Origin of the sequence: Acinetobacter sp. 2JN-4 (assembly GCF_003687745.1) — a bacterium.
In the GTDB taxonomy this organism is placed as follows: Bacteria; Pseudomonadota; Gammaproteobacteria; order Pseudomonadales; family Moraxellaceae; genus Acinetobacter; species Acinetobacter halotolerans.
Genome location: NZ_RDNY01000003.1, coordinates 306,487 through 329,913 on the forward strand (window position 1 = coordinate 306,487; position 23,427 = coordinate 329,913).

Below are 23,427 nucleotides of genomic sequence, written 5' to 3' on the forward strand. Positions count from 1 at the left end.
TATAACTCAGGAGCTTTTTACTGTTTGAAAAAATTTGGTTTGCTGAAGTGCTGCACTTGTTCTATCACCATGATCAACTAACCAATCAATGATCTTTAAGAATTTTTGTCGAAATTCTATTGGCATCGATTGTTCCTTATCTATAAAAATTTGGATAATGTTAGATATCCTTTGATATATGTGCTCATTCCAATTCAATGTTTCACCTGAGGAAATTAACCCTAAAATTTGATCCGCATATAAGTGTGATGGATAATTCTGGACTGATCGTTCACACAATTTCAGGAATAGATGAATAATATATTCAGTCCAACCTGCCGCTCGGACATATTTATTCACTAGAGGTAAAATGATATCAATTTCAGACCAATCACCATTCATAAACCTGCTAGCTAAAGGTGCATCTTGATCTAATGATACAAACATCAGCGATTTTGCAATTTTAGGCAAGTCAAAGCCTGAAATTTGTCCAGCTCTATAACTTTGTTTATCAAAGCAGGATGCAAGTAAAAAACGATTCAGACATAAATTTAAAACATCTAATGCATTTTCAGGAATGTTTTGTGCATCATAAATATAACGACAAATATAATTTTCAATGAACGGATAAAGCAACTCCCAACAAGCATCTGTTTTAAGCTTAAGAATTGGCATAAGGAATTTTGTTTTGATTTCTTCTTTAGGGAATATCCCAACGACCCTAGCTAAGGCACTAGATAAGCTATGATTCCATTCATAAATAATATCTTTATCATCAAACCTCTGATTCTTTTCAAGCCAAGAAGGTTCTTGTTTTTCTATAGTCCATTCTAAGCAACTTTCTAAAAAATTGAGGATATAGGTTTGAGAGGTATCATGAAGTAATTTCTCAGGCAATAACTTAATAACTTTTCCTGAAAACTCATGATCCCATTGAGTATCTGATTTTACCCATTTTGAATCATGTTCATCTTTTTTCATCCAAGGTACATCAGGTATAGGTAATGCACACCAATCATTTTCTGATTTTAAATAGCTGTTTAGATGTTCATATAACTGTTTTAACTGTTGTTGTGCTTCTGGATATTTATCCGATCGATAGATTCGATAATTTAAATGATTTTTACATAGAGCAAATGCAAAATAAATTGCAGACCAAGTTAGTTTAGGATGTTTATCAAATAATTTAAGACATTCTTTTAGTGCCACTAATGAAATTTCGTGAGATGGACTCACTATAATATTGATTAGATTTTTAAACGTTGAATCATCCATGCTGTCATGAATAATTTCGCTCGATAAAGCCTGTGCAAGAAATTTCTTCGGATGAAAAGTTAAGGAAGCTTGTGGACACCCTACTTCGTAAGAACTATATGGTAATCGGACTGCTTGGTTTAAAATATCACGAGCCCATTCTAGATCACTTTTTTTACGATCTGTTCTAAAGACTAAGATCATCGTAGCTAATGCACTAAAAGCACTTTGCTTCATCCTTTTATGCGTAGACGAATCTTCATATGTGTCACAAGCATCGTGAAATAAGTCTTTTTCTTCTATACTTTTTAAGAATTCAATGACTGACTCTAAAGTAAATGTATCCTGAATTTTTTGAGCTTTTAATGATTTTTCGGCCCAAAATGCAATTTGTGAACAATAGAAGGTTTCATTTTGTTGTTTATGCTCTTTCGATTCAGCTTGCTTTTTATGTTCAGGATGGTTAAAGAAAAATTTAAAATGATATTTATCCATTTCTTGGAATAAGTAATTAGTGATATTCGCGTATTCAGCGTAATAATTAGCCCGTTCTTCTAAAGAATTGATACTACATTCATCAGTCTTCTCATATAAAAAATTAAAAGGCAGTTCAGCTTTGAAATTGGATAACTTATCTTTTGTAAGTTCACGAAATTCAGGATTTGTAAAGTAATTTTTTAATAAGAACTCTAAATTTAATTTATGACCTTCTCTATTGTAATTTTGTCTGACAGCTTCAATATCTTTTTGATATTTTGATTCACCTTGAAGAGAAATTAAAGTTGTACTAGGTTCCTGTAAGTCTTGCTGAAAACGATACTTATCTAACTCTAAAATTTTAAAATTAGTGACAACTGGAAATATAGAATTAGAAATAACTTGCTTATTTAGGGCTAAAACATTGACTACACCAAGAATTGCTACTGATTCATGCCCTAAAGTAATTTTTTGAATGAGTTCATCAAAATCTCGCCCTTGCTCTAGTTGTTCAAAGCACCAATTTTCTAACACCATATAGGCCGATGAAATTGCATTATTTATCCAAACAGGTTTTTTCCAGATATATTGCTTTTCATTTCCCCAAAATTCTTGCATTCCCCAAGGAAATTCAATAATAGTTGGTAGAGGGACTTGTTCAGAAATTTCACATAGTTGTTTCCATGCTTGAATCGCATGATTAGACAAATCACGTATAATCTGAAATCCCGTTTCTTCGGAATGAGTCAATAATGAAAAAAATGGTTCCTTTAAAGGTGAGCTAGGATAAAAGTGTCTAGACTCATATTTAATTGATAAATTTTCCCAATCACGACTCTGAATCTGTTGATATAGTGCTTGATGAAAAAATAAAGCACGACGATCAATCTTTAATTGTTCTTCTCTGGTTCTTTCTTCTTCAGGTTTAGCTAATAACTCCTGAAAATATTGATGGGCTCTTTCATGTTCCCTTTTCTCACGTTCTATATGTTCTTTAGGTAGTTCATCTAATAAAAATTTTAGCGTTAAATCAGCAAGTAATTTTGGATGGTATTGTGAAATAAGTGTGGAAGCACCTACTATATGTGCATAAATTTCTTTAGATACTTCTTTTTCCAACAGTAAAAAATTTAAATATCTTTCCGTATAACTTGGATTTGATTGTGTTGAAACCAAAATTAGATTAATTAGACTAAACTTAAAATCTTTTAAGTTAACTATTTGGCCCCAATCATTAGCTCTATCTCTTTGAGAAATTTCTAAAAGCCAGTCGATTGATACATCCAAAATCATTTTAGACATTTGATTTGAAGGTACATGAATACCTACATATTGCCAAACCTCAAAAATTTTTAAAATTTGAGGATATAATCGATGTGGAGTATTTGGTATTAATTTAAAAACATATTCTAAAAGTGTTCGCCATAAGAATGCATCAGATGGCCAGGGATGTTGAATCGCTAATTGTAATTTATCAGGCTGTTGCAAGAATATTGGATTTGCCTTAGTTTTCTCTGCTTGAAACCATGTTAATAACTTATTAAAAAGATCGAAATCCTTTTCCCGCAAAGTTTGTGTATATCCACTACTCAACTCAATAAATTTCGGATGTCCTATTGGTCCAATTATCCATGCTCTTAACCATTGTGATCTGAGTTGTTGAAATTTTGGATTCGCTAAATGACTTACCCACTGATCATCAATAAACTCTCGTTGAGCAAGCAATTCTACAACCCTACTTATATAAGGAGGTTGCCCAAAGCTTTCTATTTTATTTAACCAGTTTTGTTCTTCTTCTAAAAGAAGATAAAGTAATGACCACTCATAAAATATGTCATGTGTAAAATCAACAGCAGAACTTTTAGAGTTTACATGGATGATACCATCTACCACCAAGCTATCTAAAGCATCGATAGGCTTAATCTCTCTACGTTTGACACTATTGCTAAGGTTTATAGATTTAAGTTCAGAAAGTCTTTTTAAAAAATCCTGTCGATTGTAAGTAGATTGACCAATTTCATTAAATCCGCCTCGTTTCCACCAAGCATCTATTAATTCTAGTTCTGACTCAGGTTCAAAATTATTAGCTTTTAAGCTTGCTACAACTTTCGTAAAAAATGGACGTCTAATGATTTCTTTGACTTTACTATCACTGAATAATAACTGCTGAATACTTGGAATTTTTTGAGCTAATGCATAACATTCATCATCATTTAAAAGTTCTACGTTAATAATTTGGATATTAATACTCTTTAAAAGAGCACCGATCCACACTTTTAATGGTTCAAGCCCTGTGTCTCTTAAAGTGGTTACGATTTTCCAATTGGCTAAATCATCATTATTAAAAATTGAACGAATTAAATCTTCAATAATTGGTTTACTGTTTTCACTAACTCTGTCTATACCATCAATGAAGACAATTGGAATTCCCCCAGTAGCTTCTAAACTGATTAGCCACTCTGAAATTGAAAAACTCGGCAGTCCAACTCTAGATAGATATTCTAACCAATTATTACTTCCTGTAAGTTGATCTGATTTAATAAATAAAAATGGTGAATTATTAGCTTTTAATTCAGCGATTTGTCTTAATAGAACTGATTTACCTGTACCTGACAAACCAGTAATTTGTATAAATCTGCCTGAATTTAGTTTATCTTCAAACTCGTTGTGTAATATAGGTCTAGATAACTCTACTCCATCAATCATCTTCGAAACTAATTCCAAACTTTGTTGACTAATATCTTTAATTTTTTGTACTTCTGGAATATATAATCTTTGATCAAAGACCTTGCATTCAAAAAAATCATTGATTTCACTGAAATTTAAAGTATCAAGGCTTTCTGCTCCAATATCATTATGATTTTCATCATGAATAATAAGTGCTTTTGCTGTCGGGTACTTTTCATGATGTGTAAAAACTACAGAGCCTGAAATCCCATCAAAATTATCTTCTTTTTCTATTAAGTTTGGGATTGGGTTTGAATGTAAATTGTAATATATAAGTGTATCAATAACTCTCGGCGTATCAAAGACTAAGCTAGTCACTCCTGATTCTAAACTATTAAAACCAAAAGTTACGTAGCTGTCACTACTACTTTTTCCATTTATGATTAGTTTATCAGTAGCATGATCAATTACACTTAAGATTACTAAATCTTTTGTTTTCTCATAATAGATTTTTTCTATTTGAAGAGTAGCCTTATCATTGTTCTTTAATAATTTAATATCTTTTATATCAAATTCTTTAGGACAGGCTCTGCAACATCCATCCACTTTTCTCTGATATAAGTCACAGCTTTTTTTTTGGTCACAAATGCTATGTTTAGATGTAATAACAAAAGACTTCTCATCATCAAATGACTTGAAAAAATATCCACTGGAGTTATCTGTCAGTGTGTGAACTTGTATTAGATTATTTGTATTCATAGCAAAGTGTATTCACGCCATTAGTCGGATATGATTCATTAATACTAAAACCTAATTTTTTAAAATCATTAATTTTTTCCAATAGACTAGGATTATTTGAGCTTAAATGAATAGTTGGGGTATTATCTAAACTTAATATTCTAGCTAATGTCATATTATTAGGGTGATAATGCTTTTCATTGTTTGCACACAATATATAGTCAGTCTTTCCCAAAAGACTTAATGATTCAATATTTGTATTTCGTTCACTTCCATGATGAGATATTTTTACCACATCAAATTGATGATTATTAAAACCTAAAATATTCAACCCTTCAATCACATCTTCAGCATGAGCATCCCCTAAAAAAAGCCCAGAGAAAGATCCGTATTGAATGACTAATCCTATACTTGATTTATTAGTAATAGAAGGATCTTTTACGAAAACATCTTGACCAGATTGAGTTTTTTGTAAAGCCTCCTCAGGCTTTATTTCTTCAGTCTTCGAACTTGAGATCTGTTTTTGCCTTCTCTTTTTTTCTTCTCTTTCTTTTTGAACATTGGCATCATTTAGCATGCATTCTAGAGCTTCAGCCGTTGGCGTTATCGCAGTTAACGTAATATCATTAATTATTAATGGACTAGAATCTCTTGTTAAACATAGAGTTTTAATTCCTCGTTCTGCCAACAATCTTTGCTTAAGAGCATTATCTTGGTTATATGAAATTTGTTTTTGTGAATTTTTTATAATGTCAGGAATATCTTGAAGACTATTAAAAACAATAGTGTTAATTTTGATAGAAGTATCGAGCAAAAATTCAAATCCACCGATGTGGTCATCATCATTATGAGTGACTATCGCTATATCAATAACACTATTTTCACCTAAAATCTTTTCTATATTAGCTAGTACATCTCTACGAGCTTTGAATGATTTTGGACCACAATCGATCAGAATTTTTGAATGATCGAAATCAAGAAGAAGACAATCTCCATGAGTCGCATCTATTACATGAATCTTTAACATTTAATACTTATGTAAAATGATGATTTATAAATATTTTATCTATTTATATTAAAAATGGAATCATTTTTTAAAGCAAGTTCATGAAGTTGTTTTCAATATATTTAAAATATGTTAATTAACTATTTGTTTTATATAAAATAATTTTTTAATTAATTATGAACTTAATTCTAGCTAAACATAAGTTAAGTAGAATATCTAAGACTGTAGCCTACACAACACTGTTTGTAGCTACAGCTCAGCAACGTGAATCTCCACGATCATAATTCACGTTACTGAGTATCCTAAGTAACATAATATAAGTTATGCAGAAATCAGATCGCTACTCGACTTGCGTATTAGTCCAAGCCTACGCAAGTCTGCGTGGCTATGACCTCTATGTCTGGGTACATGATGCAGATTTGGTCAATCATTTCCCGCATATTATAAATTGGGGGCTGAGAACCTTGCTTAGTTGGATGTACCGTATTTACCAGTACATTGGCTATTTTATGTTCAAAGGTTTGAACGACTGAGTTGTCCTGTGGCTGTTTCTGTTTTTTAGTGATGAGCTGCTGGCAATGGTTCAATTTGTTTTGAACAACACCATTCAAGTAATCTTTAAGATTTTGGCAAACACGAAGATCAATTTCTGAGTAAGTCGCAGCTAAAACAATTTCATCCATGATGAATTTTGATTCTTCATAGACTTCTGTTAGTTGATGAATATTTTTATCGAAGTCTTGGATTTTATTAATCAGTTCACATGCCTTGTCCATCACCCTACTCTCCTAAATATTCACGAATTTCAGCATTGGCTTTTTTATAGGTTTCTAAGTGGGCATCAATGAGTGAATAGTCATACGACCAGTCACTTGCAACCACTGCCAAATGTTCAAGGCATCTTTCTGTAGATTCAGCAGGACAACATACGTCTAGGCATGGATGACCATGTTCAGCAACGATCTTGGCAACTTGATTGAAAGCAGCCTGAATGAAATCGAGATGATTTTGGAACGCTATAGCAGCCATAGTTACCTTATTTAAAAGTTACCAATTTATAGTTAGGATTAAATCATTTTAAAAGTAACTTTACAACTTTAAATTAAGTTTAAAATAAAACTAAGTTACTTTTTAACGTGGAATCAAAGTTATGGCTAAGGTTTATAAAATTCGAGATGACGAAGTTGATAGCATCAAAGAAGCTTTGATGAAGTTCGTCATTGAGAAAAAAGTTTTAATGAAAGAATCTGATGTAATTCATGCTCTTATCAAGTATCACCTTAAGAATCTAAAGGCTGATGAAGTTATAAAATATCGCGAAGAAGTACTTGATAAGATTGATTAATCTAGATTCAAACCACCAATGAACCTATGCCCCGTTGGAGAGTATTCATTAATGTTTAAAGGGTGGCAAATTGAGATAAATCTTTAAAAACCAATATGATATATATTGGATATACAAGATATATAGTCTTGCAATGCAAGATATATAATTTTGTTTTTTGAAATCTTTAAAAAATAATAACTTAAGTTTTTTTGTTGTTTAAATGTAAAAAACTATAAGAGTCCACCATTAGATAGCGTGGACTCTTTCTTATTGTATTCTAGAAGCTAAATCATCATATTGTTCTTTTACCCATTGAGGGTGATATGCTTCGATTTGATAATCGTCTTTAGGTGTTTTTTCAAGCTTTGGTTGAATCAGTTTAGCCCCTAAAAATCTGGCAGTTTCAAATAGTGCTTCAGCAACAATTTCCCAAGCATGGGTTGCTAAATCTATAATTTCAATATCAGGGAATTCTTCTAATTTCCATTCGCGTTGAACACATGAATATTCACCACAATCATCATCGGGATCCATATAAAGAAAGCCGAAAAAATCTTTTTCTTTAGATTTTATTAAAGCGTGAATATATTTTTTAATACCAATTTCACTGTCTTCCAGTGGGTTCAATGGAAATTTAAATCCTAACTTTAGCCCTCTTCCTTTCGTAAAGCCAACAAATGCAGAACTATTAGGTTTTAGCATTTGCTTATGAACAATGATATCTCTTTGTTTAAAAAGAAAACTGATAAGTTGATCGTCATTAAGATTATTCTTAATAGTTTTAAATAAACTACGAGCATCGGGATTGTCCTGAATTTCCATTAAGATAATTTGGGCAACTTCTTTTAATGATCGAAGAAAACAGTTTAAAGACCATCTAAATGAATCTGCAGAATGATAATGCATTTTCATTAAATCAATAGTCCATTCAGCCTCTCTTAAACGATCAAAAGAAGATTCTAACTTTTCAAAAATTACTCTATTTGGACATTTTTCAGTAGTCATATTTAGTTTTAGTCATTCTGAAGTCGCATAACTTCATTTTATGTTAAATAGAATATCTAAGACTGTAGCCTACACAACACTGTTTGTAGCTACAGCTCAGCAACGTGAATCTCCACGATCATAATTCACGTTACTGAGTATCCTAAGTAACATAATATAAGTTATGCAGAAATCAGATCGCTACTCGACTTGCGTATTAGTCCAAGCCTACGCAAGTCTGCGTGGCTATGACCTCTATGTCTGGGTACATGATGCAGATTTGGTCAATCATTTCCCGCATATTATAAATTGGGGGCTGAGAACCTTGCTTAGTTGGATGTACCGTATTTACCAGTACATTGGCTATTTTATGTTCAAAGGTTTGAACGACTGAGTTGTCCTGTGGCTGTTTCTGTTTTTTAGTGATGAGCTGCTGGCAATGGTTCAATTTGTTTTGAACAACACCATTCAAGTAATCTTTAAGATTTTGGCAAACACGAAGATCAATTTCTGAGTAAGTCGCAGCTAAAACAATTTCATCCATGATGAATTTTGATTCTTCATAGACTTCTGTTAGTTGATGAATATTTTTATCGAAGTCTTGGATTTTATTAATCAGTTCACATGCCTTGTCCATCACCCTACTCTCCTAAATATTCACGAATTTCAGCATTGGCTTTTTTATAGGTTTCTAAGTGGGCATCAATGAGTGAATAGTCATACGACCAGTCACTTGCAACCACTGCCAAATGTTCAAGGCATCTTTCTGTAGATTCAGCAGGACAACATACGTCTAGGCATGGATGACCATGTTCAGCAACGATCTTGGCAACTTGATTGAAAGCAGCCTGAATGAAATCGAGATGATTTTGGAACGCTATAGCAGCCATAGTTACCTTATTTAAAAGTTACCAATTTATAGTTAGGATTAAATCATTTTAAAAGTAACTTTACAACTTTAAATTAAGTTTAAAATAAAACTAAGTTACTTTTTAACGTGGAATCAAAGTTATGGCTAAGGTTTATAAAATTCGAGATGACGAAGTTGATAGCATCAAAGAAGCTTTGATGAAGTTCGTCATTGAGAAAAAAGTTTTAATGAAAGAATCTGATGTAATTCATGCTCTTATCAAGTATCACCTTAAGAATCTAAAGGCTGATGAAGTTATAAAATATCGCGAAGAAGTACTTGATAAGATTGATTAATCTAGATTCAAACCACCAATGAACCTATGCCCCGTTGGAGAGTATTCATTAATGTTTAAAGGGTGGCAAATTGAGATAAATCTTTAAAAACCAATATGATATATATTGGATATACAAGATATATAGTCTTGCAATGCAAGATATATAATTTTGTTTTTTGAAATCTTTAAAAAATAATAACTTAAGTTTTTTTGTTGTTTAAATGTAAAAAACTATAAGAGTCCACCATTAGATAGCGTGGACTCTTTCTTATTGTATTCTAGAAGCTAAATCATCATATTGTTCTTTTACCCATTGAGGGTGATATGCTTCGATTTGATAATCGTCTTTAGGTGTTTTTTCAAGCTTTGGTTGAATCAGTTTAGCCCCTAAAAATCTGGCAGTTTCAAATAGTGCTTCAGCAACAATTTCCCAAGCATGGGTTGCTAAATCTATAATTTCAATATCAGGGAATTCTTCTAATTTCCATTCGCGTTGAACACATGAATATTCACCACAATCATCATCGGGATCCATATAAAGAAAGCCGAAAAAATCTTTTTCTTTAGATTTTATTAAAGCGTGAATATATTTTTTAATACCAATTTCACTGTCTTCCAGTGGGTTCAATGGAAATTTAAATCCTAACTTTAGCCCTCTTCCTTTCGTAAAGCCAACAAATGCAGAACTATTAGGTTTTAGCATTTGCTTATGAACAATGATATCTCTTTGTTTAAAAAGAAAACTGATAAGTTGATCGTCATTAAGATTATTCTTAATAGTTTTAAATAAACTACGAGCATCGGGATTGTCCTGAATTTCCATTAAGATAATTTGGGCAACTTCTTTTAATGATCGAAGAAAACAGTTTAAAGACCATCTAAATGAATCTGCAGAATGATAATGCATTTTCATTAAATCAATAGTCCATTCAGCCTCTCTTAAACGATCAAAAGAAGATTCTAACTTTTCAAAAATTACTCTATTTGGACATTTTTCAGTAGTCATATTTAGTTTTAGTCATTCTGAAGTCGCATAACTTCATTTTATGTTAAATAGAGTATCTAAGACTGTAGCCTACACAACACTATTTGTAGCTACAGCTCAGCAACGTGAATCTCTACGATCATAATTCACGTTGCTGAGTATTCCAAGTAACATAATATAAGTTATGCAGAAATCAGACCGCTACTCGACTTGCGTATTAGTCAAACCTACGCAAGTCTGCGTGGCTATGACTTCAATGTCTGGGTAATGAGGCAAATATCGCCTATCGTTTCCCGCATATTATAGGTTGCGGGAAATTGAAATTACGACCAACGATTAGAACTATAACTAGGAAGATAAGCTGTAATTTTATATGTTAATTACGTTTAAATTTCAACTCTCTCATTTTCTAACTAGCTCGGGTTATAATAATGGCCTCCAAAAATATGGTTGATCTATTATGAACACCGCCAATGATCCTTTACACGGCAAAAAACTTGCTGACATTTTGGATGAATTATTGGATTACTACGGTGGCTTTGAAGGCTTAAGTCATAAAATTGAAATTAGATGTTTTTGCATAGATCCAAGTATTAAGTCATCATTGCGATTTTTGCGTACCACACCATGGGCACGTGAAAAAGTAGAAAACTTATATTTGTATGTCTTACGCCAAAAAGCCAAGCAGAAATCGTAGCTATCAAAACCCAGCCTCAGCATTTTAATTAGTGCTGGACTGCCAAATATTTTATAAATTATAATTTTAATGCTCTAAGTAATTAAATTTATTGTTTCATTAAACATAAATTTAATTGTGAACTAGATTACAGGTGAATATAAGGTAATTAGAATATCTGAGACTGTGGCTTACAGACAACACTGTTTATTGCCACAGCTCAGCAACGTGAATAGAAGCATTTTTATATTTCATTTAAAGCTTATCTATCTCTCTTTATTTGCCTGAGCAAGTACTGAAGCAGCTAAACTTTTTGTTGTGTCACTATATTTTTCACTTTGTAATACTTTAGATGCCTTTGATTCCATTTCATTTCCTGTTTGCTTGTTAGAATGCGTTTGGGCTAAAGCAGATCCAGCTAACTCCTTTTGAATTGCAGAAGAAGACGGATTTCGTAATACCTTTGAAGCTAGAGATCCGACTTTACTAGAGGTTTGTTTTGAGTTTTTTGACATGATAAAAATCACCAAAGTTAAGAAGCTTTTATATTAGCAAGTAGACTTGGATGATCAACATCTGAGCGACACAAACTGTCGTTTATCATCTTGTAGCTAATTGTCATAGTTAAGAATATAGAACCATGTTACTATTATTTAAGTAGTCAGATATCAACTTATTAATTCTATGAGTAAAAATACCAGTCTTGAAACCTGCCCAATCGCCAGAAGCCTTTCTGTGCTAGGTGATGCCTGGAGCATGTTGATTTTACGAGATGCGCATGTAGGATCTACTCGTTTTGATCAATTCCGAAAAAGTTTAGGTATTGCACCTACAATGCTAACAAAACGGTTATCTGTGTTGGTAGATGAAAACTTACTTGAAAAAAGACAATATTCTGAACACCCGCCGCGTGAAGAGTATGTATTAACTCAAGCAGGTAAAGACTTCTTACCTGTTTTATTTGTGATTGGCGCATGGGGGCGAAAATACAAACCTTATGAAAAGCCTGAAAAAATGATGACTTTCCTTGATGCAGAACAAGGTACTGAAATCAAACCTATTGTGTTAGACCAAATGACGGGAGCTGAAATTGGCACTCGCCCTATTCGCCTAAAAAGCGAATAATATAAATAAAAAAAAGCACTCAATGAGAGTGCTTTTTATAGAACAGAGCATGTTTATATTTATTCATTCATTATTAATTTACTCAAGCATGCCTAGATAAACTGGCGTTTCGGCTGTCAGTCCAGCATGCACATTTTGGGTAATCTCATCTGCTAAGAGTTCAGATTCCCCTCTCTCTAAAGCAGCTATCGTCATTTGTGCAATAACATCAGTTGAAGCTTTATTTCCAGCTAACCCACGAACCATGTCTGTGTCCATGAAAGCAACATGCAGCGACAAAACCTCTGTTCCCTGTGTTTTTAACTCTTGTCGCATAGCATTGCTCAAAGCCCAAGCTGCTGCTTTTGAAGCACTATAACTACCTGTAACTCCAGGTAAAGTAGCCCAACTTAACGCTGAGATCACATTGATTACAGCACTGCTATTGTGAGTAGTTAGAATTGGTGCAAATGCCTGAGTTACCCGCAGTGGCCCAACTGCATTTGTTTCGAACTGATCCCGAAGTAAATCGATGGATGATGGAGAAAGAATAGCTCCATATCCACCGATACCTGCGTTGTTTATTAATAAATTTACGTCGCCCAGTTTTTGTGCTAACTCTTCAGCCTCATCTGGACTGGTCACATCCAAACGAACAGGTACTACACCTGACTCAATTGTTATACTCAATGGATTACGCGCTGCCGCATAGACCTTGCTAGCACCAGCAGCGAGTAATGTACGTACAAAAGCTGCACCCAGTCCTCTATTTGCACCTGTAACAAGTGCGACTGAACCTTTAATATTCATAATAATATCTTCTATAAATTTAGGAAATTAGAGGTGTGAAGCCAAATGAAGCATAACGTAGTGCTCATAATGGCCGACACCATTTTTTACGATAGGGTCTTGTGACGTGAAGCTAGCGATATCCTCTTCATCTGCAATCTGGTAAAGCGAAAGGCCGTACCCATTCCCATCATTAATAACGGGACCATGGGCGACAATAACGCCTTGATCTAGAAGTTTATTTAAAAAATCGCCATGCTGTCCCATCCATTTCTTCTCTTCGTCAGACATCGTTCCGAGAAAATCCGCACGTGGTGGGATCCATTTACATAAGTAATTTTTCATTTCATATCCTTAAAAATAATTAGTAAATTGCGTAAATATTTAAGTATCTACTTTGCAGTTTTGACACTTTTAGTGCTGAAATATCTTTTCTACTAGGCTTTGAGGACTCAAACTCTTTTGCCCGAGCGTATTAGGCTTGGACTGTAAAGACTCCGCCAGTACATCGCAGCAATTTGTTATTTAGCTAAAAACGCGAGGGATTGTTTTACAAAATCATCATGAAACTGAAAAACTCCACCATGCCCTGCATCGGGATAGGTAATGAGCGTGCTATTTGGAAGACGCTTTGCCAAGTCATAAGTATTTACAGTAGGTACCATCCGATCATGATCACCATTGGCAACTAATGCAGGTTGTTGAATCACAGAAAGGTCAGCAGGTTTTTTACTTCCCCATTTTTTTAATGCTTTAAGCTGGGCACGATAGGCAGAAATGGTGATTTCTTTATCACGGTTTTCAGTACGTTCATTAATACGTTGAATAAAGGCTTTTGCAGAAGCTTTACCATTTTCTGTACGAGTGAAAAAGAGATAAACCTTAGGGTCTTGACCAGTCACCATTCCACGAACTAAATCCCAATTAGAAATTCGCCCGACTGTACTAATTCCAGTACCGCCCGCAGGGCCAGTTCCCGATAAAATCATTTTTCGAACCAAATTCGGCTGTTTTAGCGCAATCTCTTGTGAAATCATGCCGCCCATCGAGAAGCCGAATAAATCGACTTGCTTAAAGCCTTTTGCTTGAATGAAAGTAATCGCATCATCTGCCATTTGTTCAATTGACTTTGCTGGTTCACCAGTCGAAGCACCAACGCCGCGATTATCAAACACAACAACATGATGTTTAGCCGCAATTCCATCAATAATTCGTGGATCCCAGTTATCTAGTACAGCAGCTAAATGGTTTAAGAAAATGACAGGTGTTCCACCGTTTTGTTGACCATATTCTCGGTAAGCGAAGTTAACGCCACCTGCACTAATAAATTGAGTTGGTACATTCTTCCAATTTGTATCTTGCTCGGCGTGTTGCCCTGCTTGCTGATTGCTAACAGCACTTGATGACACTTTATGTGCCTGAATTGATGGTTCATTAAAAGAAACCGATGGCACAACCTCTGCATGAGTTAAGGGAGCACTAAAAATAGATATCGCCGTCAAACTCATAGCAACTGTATTTAATAAAAAATTCATTTCTCTGATCCTCAAATTTAATTCATTGATCTGATTCATCTGTTTTTTATGAGTGATCTTCCAAAGGGAGAAAAGATAAAAACAGAGTAAGTATCGATTTAACACCCACTATACGCATGTAAAAAAATATTGTCACTATCTTTTTAGTAGTAACTATTTTATTTTTAGATTATGATGGAAAAATCAAGCCAGAATTCATTGGTTCAGGCCACAAAGTTTAAGTAAGGAACATGATATGACCAGCAAAGTAGTTCTAATTACAGGTGCATCTTCTGGTATTGGTTTAGCAACAGCAAACCTTTTACATGAGGCTGGATTTATTGTTTATGGCACAAGCCGACAAGCAAAAGATTCATCAAAATACAAATTCCATCTTATTGAGTTAGACGTAAATCAAGATGATTCGGTTGCACAAGCCGTTGAAAAAGTAATAGCAACTGAAGGAAAAATTGATGTCTTAATTAATAATGCTGGGTTTGCAATAGCACCTGCTGGTGCCGAAGAAAGCTCAATGCAACAAGCACAGGCTATTTTTGATACCAACTTTTTTGGTGCGGTTCGAATGACTCGTGCAGTGATTCCACATATGCGCCAGAAAAAATCAGGATTGATTTTAAATATCAGTTCAATTCTTGGGCTTTTACCTCTGCCTTTTGGTGCACTTTACTCTGCATCAAAACATGCACTTGAAGGTTACTCTGAATCTTTAGATCACGAATTAAGATCTCAAGGCATTCGTGTGTCACTTATTGAACCTGCTTACACCAATACGTCTTTGGGAGTAAACTTACTCGAAGCAGACAATAAAATTTCTTTTTACGATCAAACGCGTGAAAAGCTACATAAACAAATGATTAATTCAATTAATAAGTCAGATGACCCGAGTGTAGTTGCCAATACAATTTTAACCGTCATTCAAAGCCAACAGGTCGTACCACGCTACACAGCAGGAAAAACTGCAAAAAGCTTAAAAGCATTAAGACGATTTGCACCAGCAAAGATCTTTGACAAATTAATTCACCGCAGCTTGAAAGTTTAGAACAAACCCAAGCCTATAAAACTTTAAAAATAATTTCGAGAAATAGAGGTTTCAAATGAAAGCAGCCTACATTAGCCGTTATGGCAACATTGATGACGTACAGCTCAATGAACAATCTCAACCACCACTGACAGCGGACGCTGTGCTTGTTAAAGTTCATGCTGCAAGTATTAACCCTCTCGACTTAAAAGTTTTAGAGGGTGAACTTAAAGCAATTCTGCCACTGAAGTTTCCTTTCATATTAGGCAATGATTTTGCAGGTACAGTCGTAGAAGTTGGATCGAACGTTACTCAGTTTAAAGCCGGAGATGAAGTCTATGCCAAGACAGATTTAAACGGTGCTTTTGCTGAATATACTGTGGTTCAACAGTCTTCACTTGCACTTAAACCTCAAAATCTTTCTATGGAGCAGGCGGCCTCTTTACCTTTGGTTGCATTAACAGCATGGCAAGCGCTGGTTGAAATGGCAAAAGTTCAAGCAGGACAAAAAGTACTGATACACGCGGGTTCAGGCGGTGTTGGTTCAATCGCAATTCAACTTGCTAAGCATCTAGGTGCAACTGTCGCAACAACGACCAGTGGTAAAAACACTCGTTGGGTTAGAGAGCTAGGCGCCGACATTATTATTGATTATAAAACGACAGATTTTGAGCAAGAACTTAAAGAATATGATGTAGTTTTAGATACGCAAGGTGGAAAAACCTTAGATAAATCACTCAATGTCCTTAAACGTGGTGGGCGGCTTATCAGTCTTGCAAGTCCACCCGATCAAGCTACTACAGATGCATTTAATCTAAACCGTTTTCTAAAATGTGTTATCCCGCTTCTAAGCTGGTCAATCCGACGTAAAGCAAAAAAACGTGGCGTTACTTATTCATTTCTATTTATGCAGCCCAATGGTCAACAGCTATCTCAAATCTCACACCTTGTTGAGACTGGAAAAATAAAGCCTGTGGTAGATACAGAATATGATTTTTCTAAAATAAAAGAAGCACTTCACTACGTTAATACTGGACGTACCAAAGGCAAAGTGGTCTTGAAAATTTCTGAATGAGACTGAACATACATATTCATTATTATTTCTCTATTCAAAACTGGTTTGTATATTTCAGAAATTATTTTAGGAGATAGTAACTTCAGCACAGCAACGTGAATATATGCGATCTTAATTCACGTTGCTGTGTATTCTAAACATCATCTATCAGCCGAATTTATAGCGATCTTTGTAACCATGGCTTCATACAGATCATGTTTCTTAATAACAGCATTACCAACCTACTTTAATTGTAATGCAATGTTTTTATAAAGCTAAGTGTTATTATTAGACCCTGTTTATTATCTAATTCTCTTATGAAGAATACATTTTCTGACAACAATCAAATTAGCGTGGTTTCTACTTTTTCTGAATTGGTAAATTCCAATTTTCAAGGAGAAAGTAATGCCATTTGCTGGTATCGAAACTTGGTTGGTGATTTCGAAGAGATTGTATCTAAACTTGAGTTAAAAGAGAATGTTACTGAGATTTCAGTTGAAGACCTTTTAGCATTACAACTTTCGGAAAATGGCAATTTAGCAAGAGAAATTATCATAAGTGATATACAACACTTAACTGATTTTGAAGCATCACCGTCTCTGAATTTGCTTAAAAGTTACGAAAGAGATGATGAGCTAGATTTTATTTCAACAGATGTATATTCGTTTCATGTTGACCGATCACCCATCCCAACAGATACTTTTTTGTGCACCTATCATGGTTCTGCAAGTGATATCCTGTCCCATAATCAAGTTGAACAAAAAATTCTAATTCCTGAAATCAGGGAAAAACTTAAAAAATTACATGACGGCCCAGAAGCTGAATTTGAAAATTTTCTAGAAGAGTATTTCTTTGATCTGCATTATCAGCCTAAACCCAACACAAAACCTGTGAATTTAGGTTTAGGACATCTTTGGCGGCTAGCGGTAGATCATCCAGCGCAACAGGTCTTACCTTGTGTTCATCGTGCTCCTGTTGAAAAGGAAAATGAATATAGACTGCTATTGATTTGTTAAACCATGAACAAATCAACGAGTGTATATTTACTTTTAAGATAACCAATCAAATCAAAAACTCACATTCCAAGACAACTGCGCGGTACGTGGCGCACCAAGGAATAAATAATCATCCCCAAAGAAGCTACCTGCATCTCGCCAGTATTTTTTATTGAATATATTGTCAACATTAAATCTCAAAGTATTGTCATACCCATAAGCTCGGAAGTTATAGGCAGTGCCGACATTAAATACTGTATAACCAGATACTTTCGCTGTACCTGATTTATTAGCGTATTTACTACTGCTGTATTGCATGCCTGTTAACAAGCGTAATCCATCTACTTGTGGCACTTGATAAGATAAATAACTAGCAAAACGTACTTTCGGTACATTTTGAGTTTGATGCCCTTGATAATCTAAGACATTTATATCTTTTAATCGCGAACGAGTAAGCGCTAATGTCGATATCATGTCTAGGCTCTGCCCTAAGCGCCCTTGTACGCCCAACTCCAAGCCAAGGTTGTGTTGTTGACCTTCAGTTAAGTAGTAGTTATCAGAATTTGTATATTGATGATCTTGCTCTAATTTAAATATGGCAGCAGTAAACAGTATAGATTGTAATCGATGCTTCACTCCTAATTCATATTGGGTGGATTTGATAGGTTCAAGTGTTTCCAATGCATTCCCTACAATTCCTTTTTCTTCATTACCCAATGCAAACCACGGTGCTTGTCCACCATCGCTCAAGCCTTTGGCATAAGATGCATAGAGATGGGTATTTTCCCAAGGCTGAAACATCAGCGCGAACTGAGGTAAGAATCGATTTAAGTCCGTATCACGGATCTTATTAGCTTCAGCATCATAAGCTTTTTCATCTAAATGTAGCAGTTTTCCACCCACTAAAACTGACCAAGTATCATTAAAATCAATCTGATCGAGCAGGTTGAGTGCGGTTTGCTGACTATCTAAAGATTTATAACGATTGCCTAAAGGAATGTTAGAAGGATTGTATGTCTCACTATCTTTATAAATATTTCCTGTGCCCACTAACTCATTGATAGCATCATGTTGCGCACGGCGTTTGTAGGTCTGAGACAATTCAACATTAAGCTTATGTTGCCAAGATCCCGTATTAAATTTACCGTTTAATCCTGTTTTAAATTGATTGGTTAGGTAGCTGTCATCAGGGCTACGAAAATCATAAATATCATAGTTGCCATTTTGGTCAAAACTATTGCCTAAGCCTGTAGTCTGACATATATCACTGTAGCAACCCCATGGAAATGCCGAATAATCATCGACCACGACACGACTTTGTGATGCAGACAGGTTTGCAGTCCAATGATCATTGATTTGTTGACTATATTTTAAGCTGGCATTGAGGCTTTCATTGGTTACGGGTTTACTCCAGCTCTGATAGCCAAGTAAGCGATCCCATTCCACATTTGTAGGTACAGTTTTTCCATCAAGTAATTGATAACCCGCGACAGAACGTTGGCGTTGACGCTGTGATTCGACATCAAATTCTAGTTTTGAAGCATCTGAAATGTTCCAATCTAAAGCCAAAGCGCCAAATAAACGTTTACCATTGGTATGTTCTACATATGGATGAATGTCTTCGTGAGCGAGATTGATTCGATAGCCAAATTGCTGGTCTTCACTGGTGAAACCGCCCAAGTCAGTCGCAACACGATGACCGCCATGACTGTCTGCTTCAACTGTAATGGAACGAATATCTTTTGGACGTTTAGTCACATAGTTGACTACACCGCCGGGTGTTGACATACCACTTTGAATTGCACTTATGCCTTTTAGGATTTCGACTTGTTCTTTATTTTCAAGCGCTACATTTTGTTCACCTCGTAGGAGGTTACCATTCAGTAAATAACTCGAACCGAGGTTTAAAGCAAAGCCACGCATGACAAAGTTGGGATAATAACCAATAGGTGCATAGCCATCGCCTACTGCGGCATCATTTTTTACTACATCGGTGAGTGTTTTTGCATGCTGATCTGCAATGCGTTCTGCTGTGACTGTATTGATGGATGCAGGAATCTCTATAAGATTTTGTTGAGTAAAACCCGATAAATTCACTTTAGGCTGATGATAAATTGGTTGTTCTACTTGTGCTGCGACGGTAATGGTCGGGAGTCGTGGTGTCGTATTTTCATTTTCCGCATGTACGACTGTTGAGCTAAGCCCTAAGCACGAAAATGAGCCAACTGCCAATAATGCTTTTTGTAAACGAGAAAATGGATATGTTTTCACAGTCGTTGCCTAACCCCAAAAGATAATCTTACAGCCTAAGTTTTACGAGGACGAGTATTCACAATTTTGTGCGATTGAACAAGCTTTTCTACTGTATATCTTAGATTTGTTGAATGATCTTAATAATGATCTTAATTAGGCATTATTTAAATTTCCGACAAAGGAAAATTCCTGAGTCATTCAAAGCGTGCTAATATCCAAAAAATGACAATACATCATGTCAAATTAAAAGAAGGAATTGTGATGCTAAAAATGCAACAGATCAACATAACGCAAGAATTCAATGCGCCTGTCGAAAAGGTTTTTGCGATCCTCAGTGAGCATGAAAACCTAAATAAACTTTTCGCCCCAGCAAAAGTGACGCGTCTAAGTGATGGCAAGGATGCGCGTAATGGTGTCGGTTCGGCACGTAAGCTATCTCTTCCATTAACACCATCATTTGTTGAAACAAATTTAGTCTATAAAGAAAATGAACTGATTGAATACGCCATTACCAGTGGTATCGCACCGATCAAAGATCATCGCGGTGTGATGAAGTTTACTGATCTTGGTCATAATCGTAGTCGTTTGGACTATACGATTATGTTTAAAGGTCGAGTCCCATTTATTGGTCCTATCATAAAAATTGCACTACAAAATGGTGTGAGCCGTGGGCTTAAAAAGCTGAAAGTATAATTTTTAGAGAAAGCCAAATCTTCTCTAATCTTTGAAGTAAACTCCCCTTTTTCTAATTGTGGGAGTTTTTATTTGGTGTATTTATCAACTTTTCTTTGAAAAATGATTTCTAAAATAACATTCAGCTCATTTTTACGATAAATTAGCTCTATAGAACGATTTCGCTCAGGGAAAGAGATGACACTTAAGCAATTAAAAGCCTTTTTGGCACTTGCACGTACCTTAAATTATGCCAATGCTTCTCTTGAGTTACACCTGAGTCAATCTGCCCTAAGTCTTTCTATTAAAAGTCTTGAAGAGGAATTGGGCGGTAAGTTGTTTAATCGAAATACACGCCGTGTTGAACTCTCTCAGGAGGGAAAATCACTGATCCCCTATGCAAAAAAATTACTCGCAAATTGGGATGAAATGGAAAATGATGTCAAACAGCGTTTTAAACTGAATCGCGGTACGCTCAGTATCGCTTCTATGCCATTTGTTACTCATGCGATCTTGCCTGACGTGATTCATGCGTTTTTATCACTTCATCCAAACCTTAATTTTTCCATTCATGATATTCCAAATGAAACCATTATCGAAAAAGTTCAAGATGGTATTTTTGAGTTAGGAATATGTTTTGAACCAGATCTGACTGAAGGTTTAGAATTTCAACCTCTATTTGAAGAGGATTTCCTCGCTTTATTGCCTAAAAATCATCCTTTAGCAACCTCCTCTACGATCACTTGGCAACAACTTTTTTCCAATCCTTTTATTACCTTACAAAAGCCCTCAATCGTCCGTCATTTGATTGAACAGAATTGCTTGCGCAACAATATGACATTGGATCTAAAAATCGAATGTCATCAAATCTCCTCTCTTTCTAGTTTTGTTGCCCTTGGTATTGGCGTGAGTGCAATTCCGCGTCACTTCGCCAAACATATCGATTTGGAACAAAATGTTTTGCTTGAGTTACAAGCTGAAACTATCCATAAAACAGTGGGTATTGTCTATAAAAAGAATTTTGAAATATCCCATATTTCAGAACAATTTATTGAAACTTTAATCAATCATAAATTTTAGAAAATTAATTACTGAGTCATTCAACTTCTAATCAAATTGTCGCTTATTTTTATTAATTACAATGTAAATCAATTGGATGATGATATTCAATTAGATTATAACAAGTCAAAATATGCCATTTAAATTATTATTTATTAATTTTCCTCATTAATCCTTAAGAAAAATCAACTTCTATACCTCTAAACCAAGTGCTAAAACTAAATCACTAAGGGATAGTAGGAAAACAAGTGAATGAATAAGGTTTATAGCAGCGCAGAGGCAGCGCTCAAAGATGTAATTGCTAATAACCAAACACTTGCTGTAGGCGGTTTTGGTTTATGCGGAATTCCTGAAAAATTAATTGTAGCGGTTAAACAAAGCGGTGCAACGGGTCTGACTTGTATTTCTAATAATGCAGGCGTGGATGACTTTGGTTTAGGGATTTTACTGCAAACTAAACAAATCAAAAAAATGATCTCCTCTTATGTGGGAGAAAATAAAGAATTTGAACGCCAATATCTCAATGGTGAACTTGAAGTCGAACTTACCCCACAAGGTACTTTGGCTGAGAAATTACGTGCTGGTGGTGCGGGGATTCCTGCTTTCTATACCCAAACAGGTGTAGGCACATTGATCGCTGAAGGTAAAGAACAGCGAAATTTCAAAGGTAAAAATTATATTTTAGAAGAATCACTGACTGCCGATGTTTCTCTTGTGAAAGCCTACAAAGCAGACAAAGCAGGTAATTTGGTGTTCCGTAAAACCGCGCAGAACTTTAATCCTGAGTGTGCAATGGCTGGGAAAATTACCATCGCCGAAGTTGAACATGTAGTCGAGATTGGTGAATTAGATCCAGATGAGATCCATTTGGCAGGCATCTATGTAAATCGTATTGTACTCAATGCTTCACCTGAAAAACGTATCGAACAAAAAACCTTAAGCACGGAGGCAGTTTAAAATGGCTTGGTCACGTAATGAAATGGCACAACGTGCTGCAAAAGAACTTGAAGATGGCTTTTATGTAAATTTGGGAATCGGATTACCTACCCTTGTCGCCAATTATATTCCGGAAAATATGAATGTTTGGTTGCAGTCTGAAAATGGTTTGCTTGGTATTGACGCTTTCCCAACTGAAAATACGGTCGATGCTGATCTGATTAATGCTGGAAAGCAAACCATTACAGCACGTGCTGGCGCAGCTTTTTTCTCTAGCTCTGAATCCTTCGCCATGATCCGTGGCGGTCATGTCAATATTGCAATCTTAGGGGCAATGGAAGTTTCTGAACAAGGTGACTTGGCCAACTGGATGATCCCTGGCAAGAAAGTCAAAGGTATGGGCGGTGCAATGGATTTGGTTGTCGGTGTTCAGAAAGTTGTGGTTCTGATGGAACACTGTGCAAAAGATGGTACGCCAAAGATCGTCCCGAATTGTTGTCTCCCTTTAACAGGTCAAGGTGTGGTGCATCGCATCATCACCGACTTGGGTGTAATGGATATCACACCACAAGGTGTTGAGCTGATTGAGCTGGCGAAAGATGTGACACTTGAGCAAATACGCTCTGTGACCGGTGTACCTTTAATTTTTAATAAATCCTTAGTTGCTTGATTTGATCGAATGTTCTGCTCTGGGTCCAACTAGAGCAGTTTTATCACAACATAAATTTTCAA

General features: G+C 35.2%; 24 protein-coding genes. 11 read left to right on the top strand and 13 right to left on the bottom strand.

The genetic code is table 11. From position 1 onward, the window contains the following. Positions 1-6: 6 nt before the first annotated feature. The 4 genes from EAH57_RS06625 to EAH57_RS06640 form a co-directional block, all read right to left on the bottom strand. Positions 7-5,136 carry an ATP-binding protein gene (locus EAH57_RS06625; protein WP_228200039.1) on the bottom strand — a complete coding sequence of 1,710 codons (5,130 nt, stop codon included), beginning with the start codon at positions 5,134-5,136 and terminating at the stop codon, positions 7-9. Further along, a complete protein-coding gene (locus tag EAH57_RS06630; RefSeq protein ID WP_121929352.1) occupies positions 5,123-6,142 on the bottom strand; it encodes a ComEC/Rec2 family competence protein in 1,020 nt (339 codons plus the stop codon). The genes EAH57_RS06625 and EAH57_RS06630 overlap by 14 nt, the downstream gene beginning before the upstream one ends. Before the next feature lie 335 nt (positions 6,143-6,477). Then, positions 6,478-6,897: a hypothetical protein gene (locus tag EAH57_RS06635; RefSeq protein WP_121929353.1), complete on the bottom strand. Its 420-nt coding sequence runs from the start codon at positions 6,895-6,897 to the stop codon at positions 6,478-6,480. Between the two features lie 4 nt (positions 6,898-6,901). Further along, positions 6,902-7,150: a hypothetical protein gene (locus EAH57_RS06640; RefSeq protein WP_121929354.1), complete on the bottom strand. Its 249-nt coding sequence runs from the start codon at positions 7,148-7,150 to the stop codon at positions 6,902-6,904. A 121-nt stretch (positions 7,151-7,271) separates the two neighbouring features. Here EAH57_RS06640 and EAH57_RS06645 point away from each other — a divergent pair, with 121 nt between their 5' ends. Beyond that, positions 7,272-7,466 (top strand): hypothetical protein, encoded by a 195-nt coding sequence (locus tag EAH57_RS06645; RefSeq protein WP_004865564.1) that lies wholly within the window; start codon positions 7,272-7,274, stop codon positions 7,464-7,466. Between the two features lie 249 nt (positions 7,467-7,715). Here the strand turns inward: EAH57_RS06645 and EAH57_RS06650 are convergent, their stop codons facing one another. From EAH57_RS06650 to EAH57_RS06660, 3 genes are all read right to left on the bottom strand, one after another. Beyond that, positions 7,716-8,453: a hypothetical protein gene (locus EAH57_RS06650; protein WP_121929355.1), complete on the bottom strand. Its 738-nt coding sequence runs from the start codon at positions 8,451-8,453 to the stop codon at positions 7,716-7,718. 196 nt (positions 8,454-8,649) lie between these two features. After that, positions 8,650-9,069 carry a hypothetical protein gene (locus tag EAH57_RS06655; RefSeq protein WP_121929353.1) on the bottom strand — a complete coding sequence of 140 codons (420 nt, stop codon included), beginning with the start codon at positions 9,067-9,069 and terminating at the stop codon, positions 8,650-8,652. Between the two features lie 4 nt (positions 9,070-9,073). After that, entirely contained in the window at positions 9,074-9,322 is a 249-nt protein-coding gene (locus tag EAH57_RS06660) for a hypothetical protein (protein WP_121929354.1), read from the bottom strand. A gap of 121 nt (positions 9,323-9,443) precedes the next feature. Here EAH57_RS06660 and EAH57_RS06665 point away from each other — a divergent pair, with 121 nt between their 5' ends. Further along, positions 9,444-9,638, top strand: a complete 195-nt coding sequence (locus EAH57_RS06665) for a hypothetical protein (RefSeq protein ID WP_004865564.1) — start codon at positions 9,444-9,446, stop codon at positions 9,636-9,638. 249 nt (positions 9,639-9,887) lie between these two features. Here the strand turns inward: EAH57_RS06665 and EAH57_RS06670 are convergent, their stop codons facing one another. Continuing rightward, complete coding sequence (locus EAH57_RS06670) at positions 9,888-10,625, bottom strand: hypothetical protein (RefSeq protein WP_121929355.1); 738 nt, start codon at positions 10,623-10,625, stop codon at positions 9,888-9,890. Positions 10,626-11,064: 439 nt separating this feature from the next. Here EAH57_RS06670 and EAH57_RS06675 point away from each other — a divergent pair, with 439 nt between their 5' ends. Beyond that, positions 11,065-11,301, top strand: coding sequence for a VF530 family DNA-binding protein (locus EAH57_RS06675; RefSeq protein WP_121929356.1), 237 nt, complete (start codon positions 11,065-11,067; stop codon positions 11,299-11,301). A gap of 245 nt (positions 11,302-11,546) precedes the next feature. Here the strand turns inward: EAH57_RS06675 and EAH57_RS06680 are convergent, their stop codons facing one another. Next, positions 11,547-11,795: a hypothetical protein gene (locus EAH57_RS06680; RefSeq protein ID WP_121929357.1), complete on the bottom strand. Its 249-nt coding sequence runs from the start codon at positions 11,793-11,795 to the stop codon at positions 11,547-11,549. Positions 11,796-11,964: 169 nt separating this feature from the next. Between EAH57_RS06680 and EAH57_RS06685 the strand changes: the two genes are divergently transcribed. Further along, positions 11,965-12,405 carry a winged helix-turn-helix transcriptional regulator gene (locus EAH57_RS06685; protein WP_121929358.1) on the top strand — a complete coding sequence of 147 codons (441 nt, stop codon included), beginning with the start codon at positions 11,965-11,967 and terminating at the stop codon, positions 12,403-12,405. A 78-nt stretch (positions 12,406-12,483) separates the two neighbouring features. Here the strand turns inward: EAH57_RS06685 and EAH57_RS06690 are convergent, their stop codons facing one another. From EAH57_RS06690 to EAH57_RS06700, 3 genes are all read right to left on the bottom strand, one after another. Continuing rightward, the gene (locus tag EAH57_RS06690; protein ID WP_121929359.1) at positions 12,484-13,194 is read right to left on the bottom strand and encodes an SDR family oxidoreductase; all 711 of its coding nucleotides are present in this window, start codon (positions 13,192-13,194) and stop codon (positions 12,484-12,486) included. 27 nt (positions 13,195-13,221) lie between these two features. Further along, positions 13,222-13,518, bottom strand: coding sequence for a YciI family protein (locus EAH57_RS06695; RefSeq protein ID WP_121929360.1), 297 nt, complete (start codon positions 13,516-13,518; stop codon positions 13,222-13,224). A gap of 176 nt (positions 13,519-13,694) precedes the next feature. Continuing rightward, positions 13,695-14,708: an alpha/beta fold hydrolase gene (locus tag EAH57_RS06700; protein WP_121929361.1), complete on the bottom strand. Its 1,014-nt coding sequence runs from the start codon at positions 14,706-14,708 to the stop codon at positions 13,695-13,697. Positions 14,709-14,943: 235 nt separating this feature from the next. Between EAH57_RS06700 and EAH57_RS06705 the strand changes: the two genes are divergently transcribed. From EAH57_RS06705 to EAH57_RS06715, 3 genes are all read left to right on the top strand, one after another. Beyond that, positions 14,944-15,747 (top strand): oxidoreductase, encoded by an 804-nt coding sequence (locus EAH57_RS06705; protein ID WP_121929362.1) that lies wholly within the window; start codon positions 14,944-14,946, stop codon positions 15,745-15,747. A 55-nt stretch (positions 15,748-15,802) separates the two neighbouring features. Continuing rightward, positions 15,803-16,801 carry an NADP-dependent oxidoreductase gene (locus EAH57_RS06710; protein ID WP_121929363.1) on the top strand — a complete coding sequence of 333 codons (999 nt, stop codon included), beginning with the start codon at positions 15,803-15,805 and terminating at the stop codon, positions 16,799-16,801. A gap of 296 nt (positions 16,802-17,097) precedes the next feature. Next, positions 17,098-17,796, top strand: coding sequence for a DUF1826 domain-containing protein (locus EAH57_RS06715; RefSeq protein ID WP_121929364.1), 699 nt, complete (start codon positions 17,098-17,100; stop codon positions 17,794-17,796). A gap of 51 nt (positions 17,797-17,847) precedes the next feature. Here EAH57_RS06715 and EAH57_RS06720 read toward each other — a convergent pair whose 3' ends face one another. After that, entirely contained in the window at positions 17,848-20,046 is a 2,199-nt protein-coding gene (locus EAH57_RS06720) for a TonB-dependent siderophore receptor (RefSeq protein ID WP_121929365.1), read from the bottom strand. 243 nt (positions 20,047-20,289) lie between these two features. Between EAH57_RS06720 and EAH57_RS06725 the strand changes: the two genes are divergently transcribed. From EAH57_RS06725 to EAH57_RS06740, 4 genes are all read left to right on the top strand, one after another. Further along, entirely contained in the window at positions 20,290-20,721 is a 432-nt protein-coding gene (locus EAH57_RS06725; RefSeq protein ID WP_121929366.1) for an SRPBCC family protein, read from the top strand. 177 nt (positions 20,722-20,898) lie between these two features. Then, positions 20,899-21,780: a LysR family transcriptional regulator gene (locus tag EAH57_RS06730; RefSeq protein ID WP_121929367.1), complete on the top strand. Its 882-nt coding sequence runs from the start codon at positions 20,899-20,901 to the stop codon at positions 21,778-21,780. A 231-nt stretch (positions 21,781-22,011) separates the two neighbouring features. Then, positions 22,012-22,716, top strand: a complete 705-nt coding sequence (locus EAH57_RS06735; RefSeq protein ID WP_121929368.1) for a CoA transferase subunit A — start codon at positions 22,012-22,014, stop codon at positions 22,714-22,716. A gap of 1 nt (position 22,717) precedes the next feature. Continuing rightward, complete coding sequence (locus EAH57_RS06740) at positions 22,718-23,365, top strand: 3-oxoacid CoA-transferase subunit B (RefSeq protein ID WP_121929369.1); 648 nt, start codon at positions 22,718-22,720, stop codon at positions 23,363-23,365. Positions 23,366-23,427 lie beyond the last annotated feature (62 nt).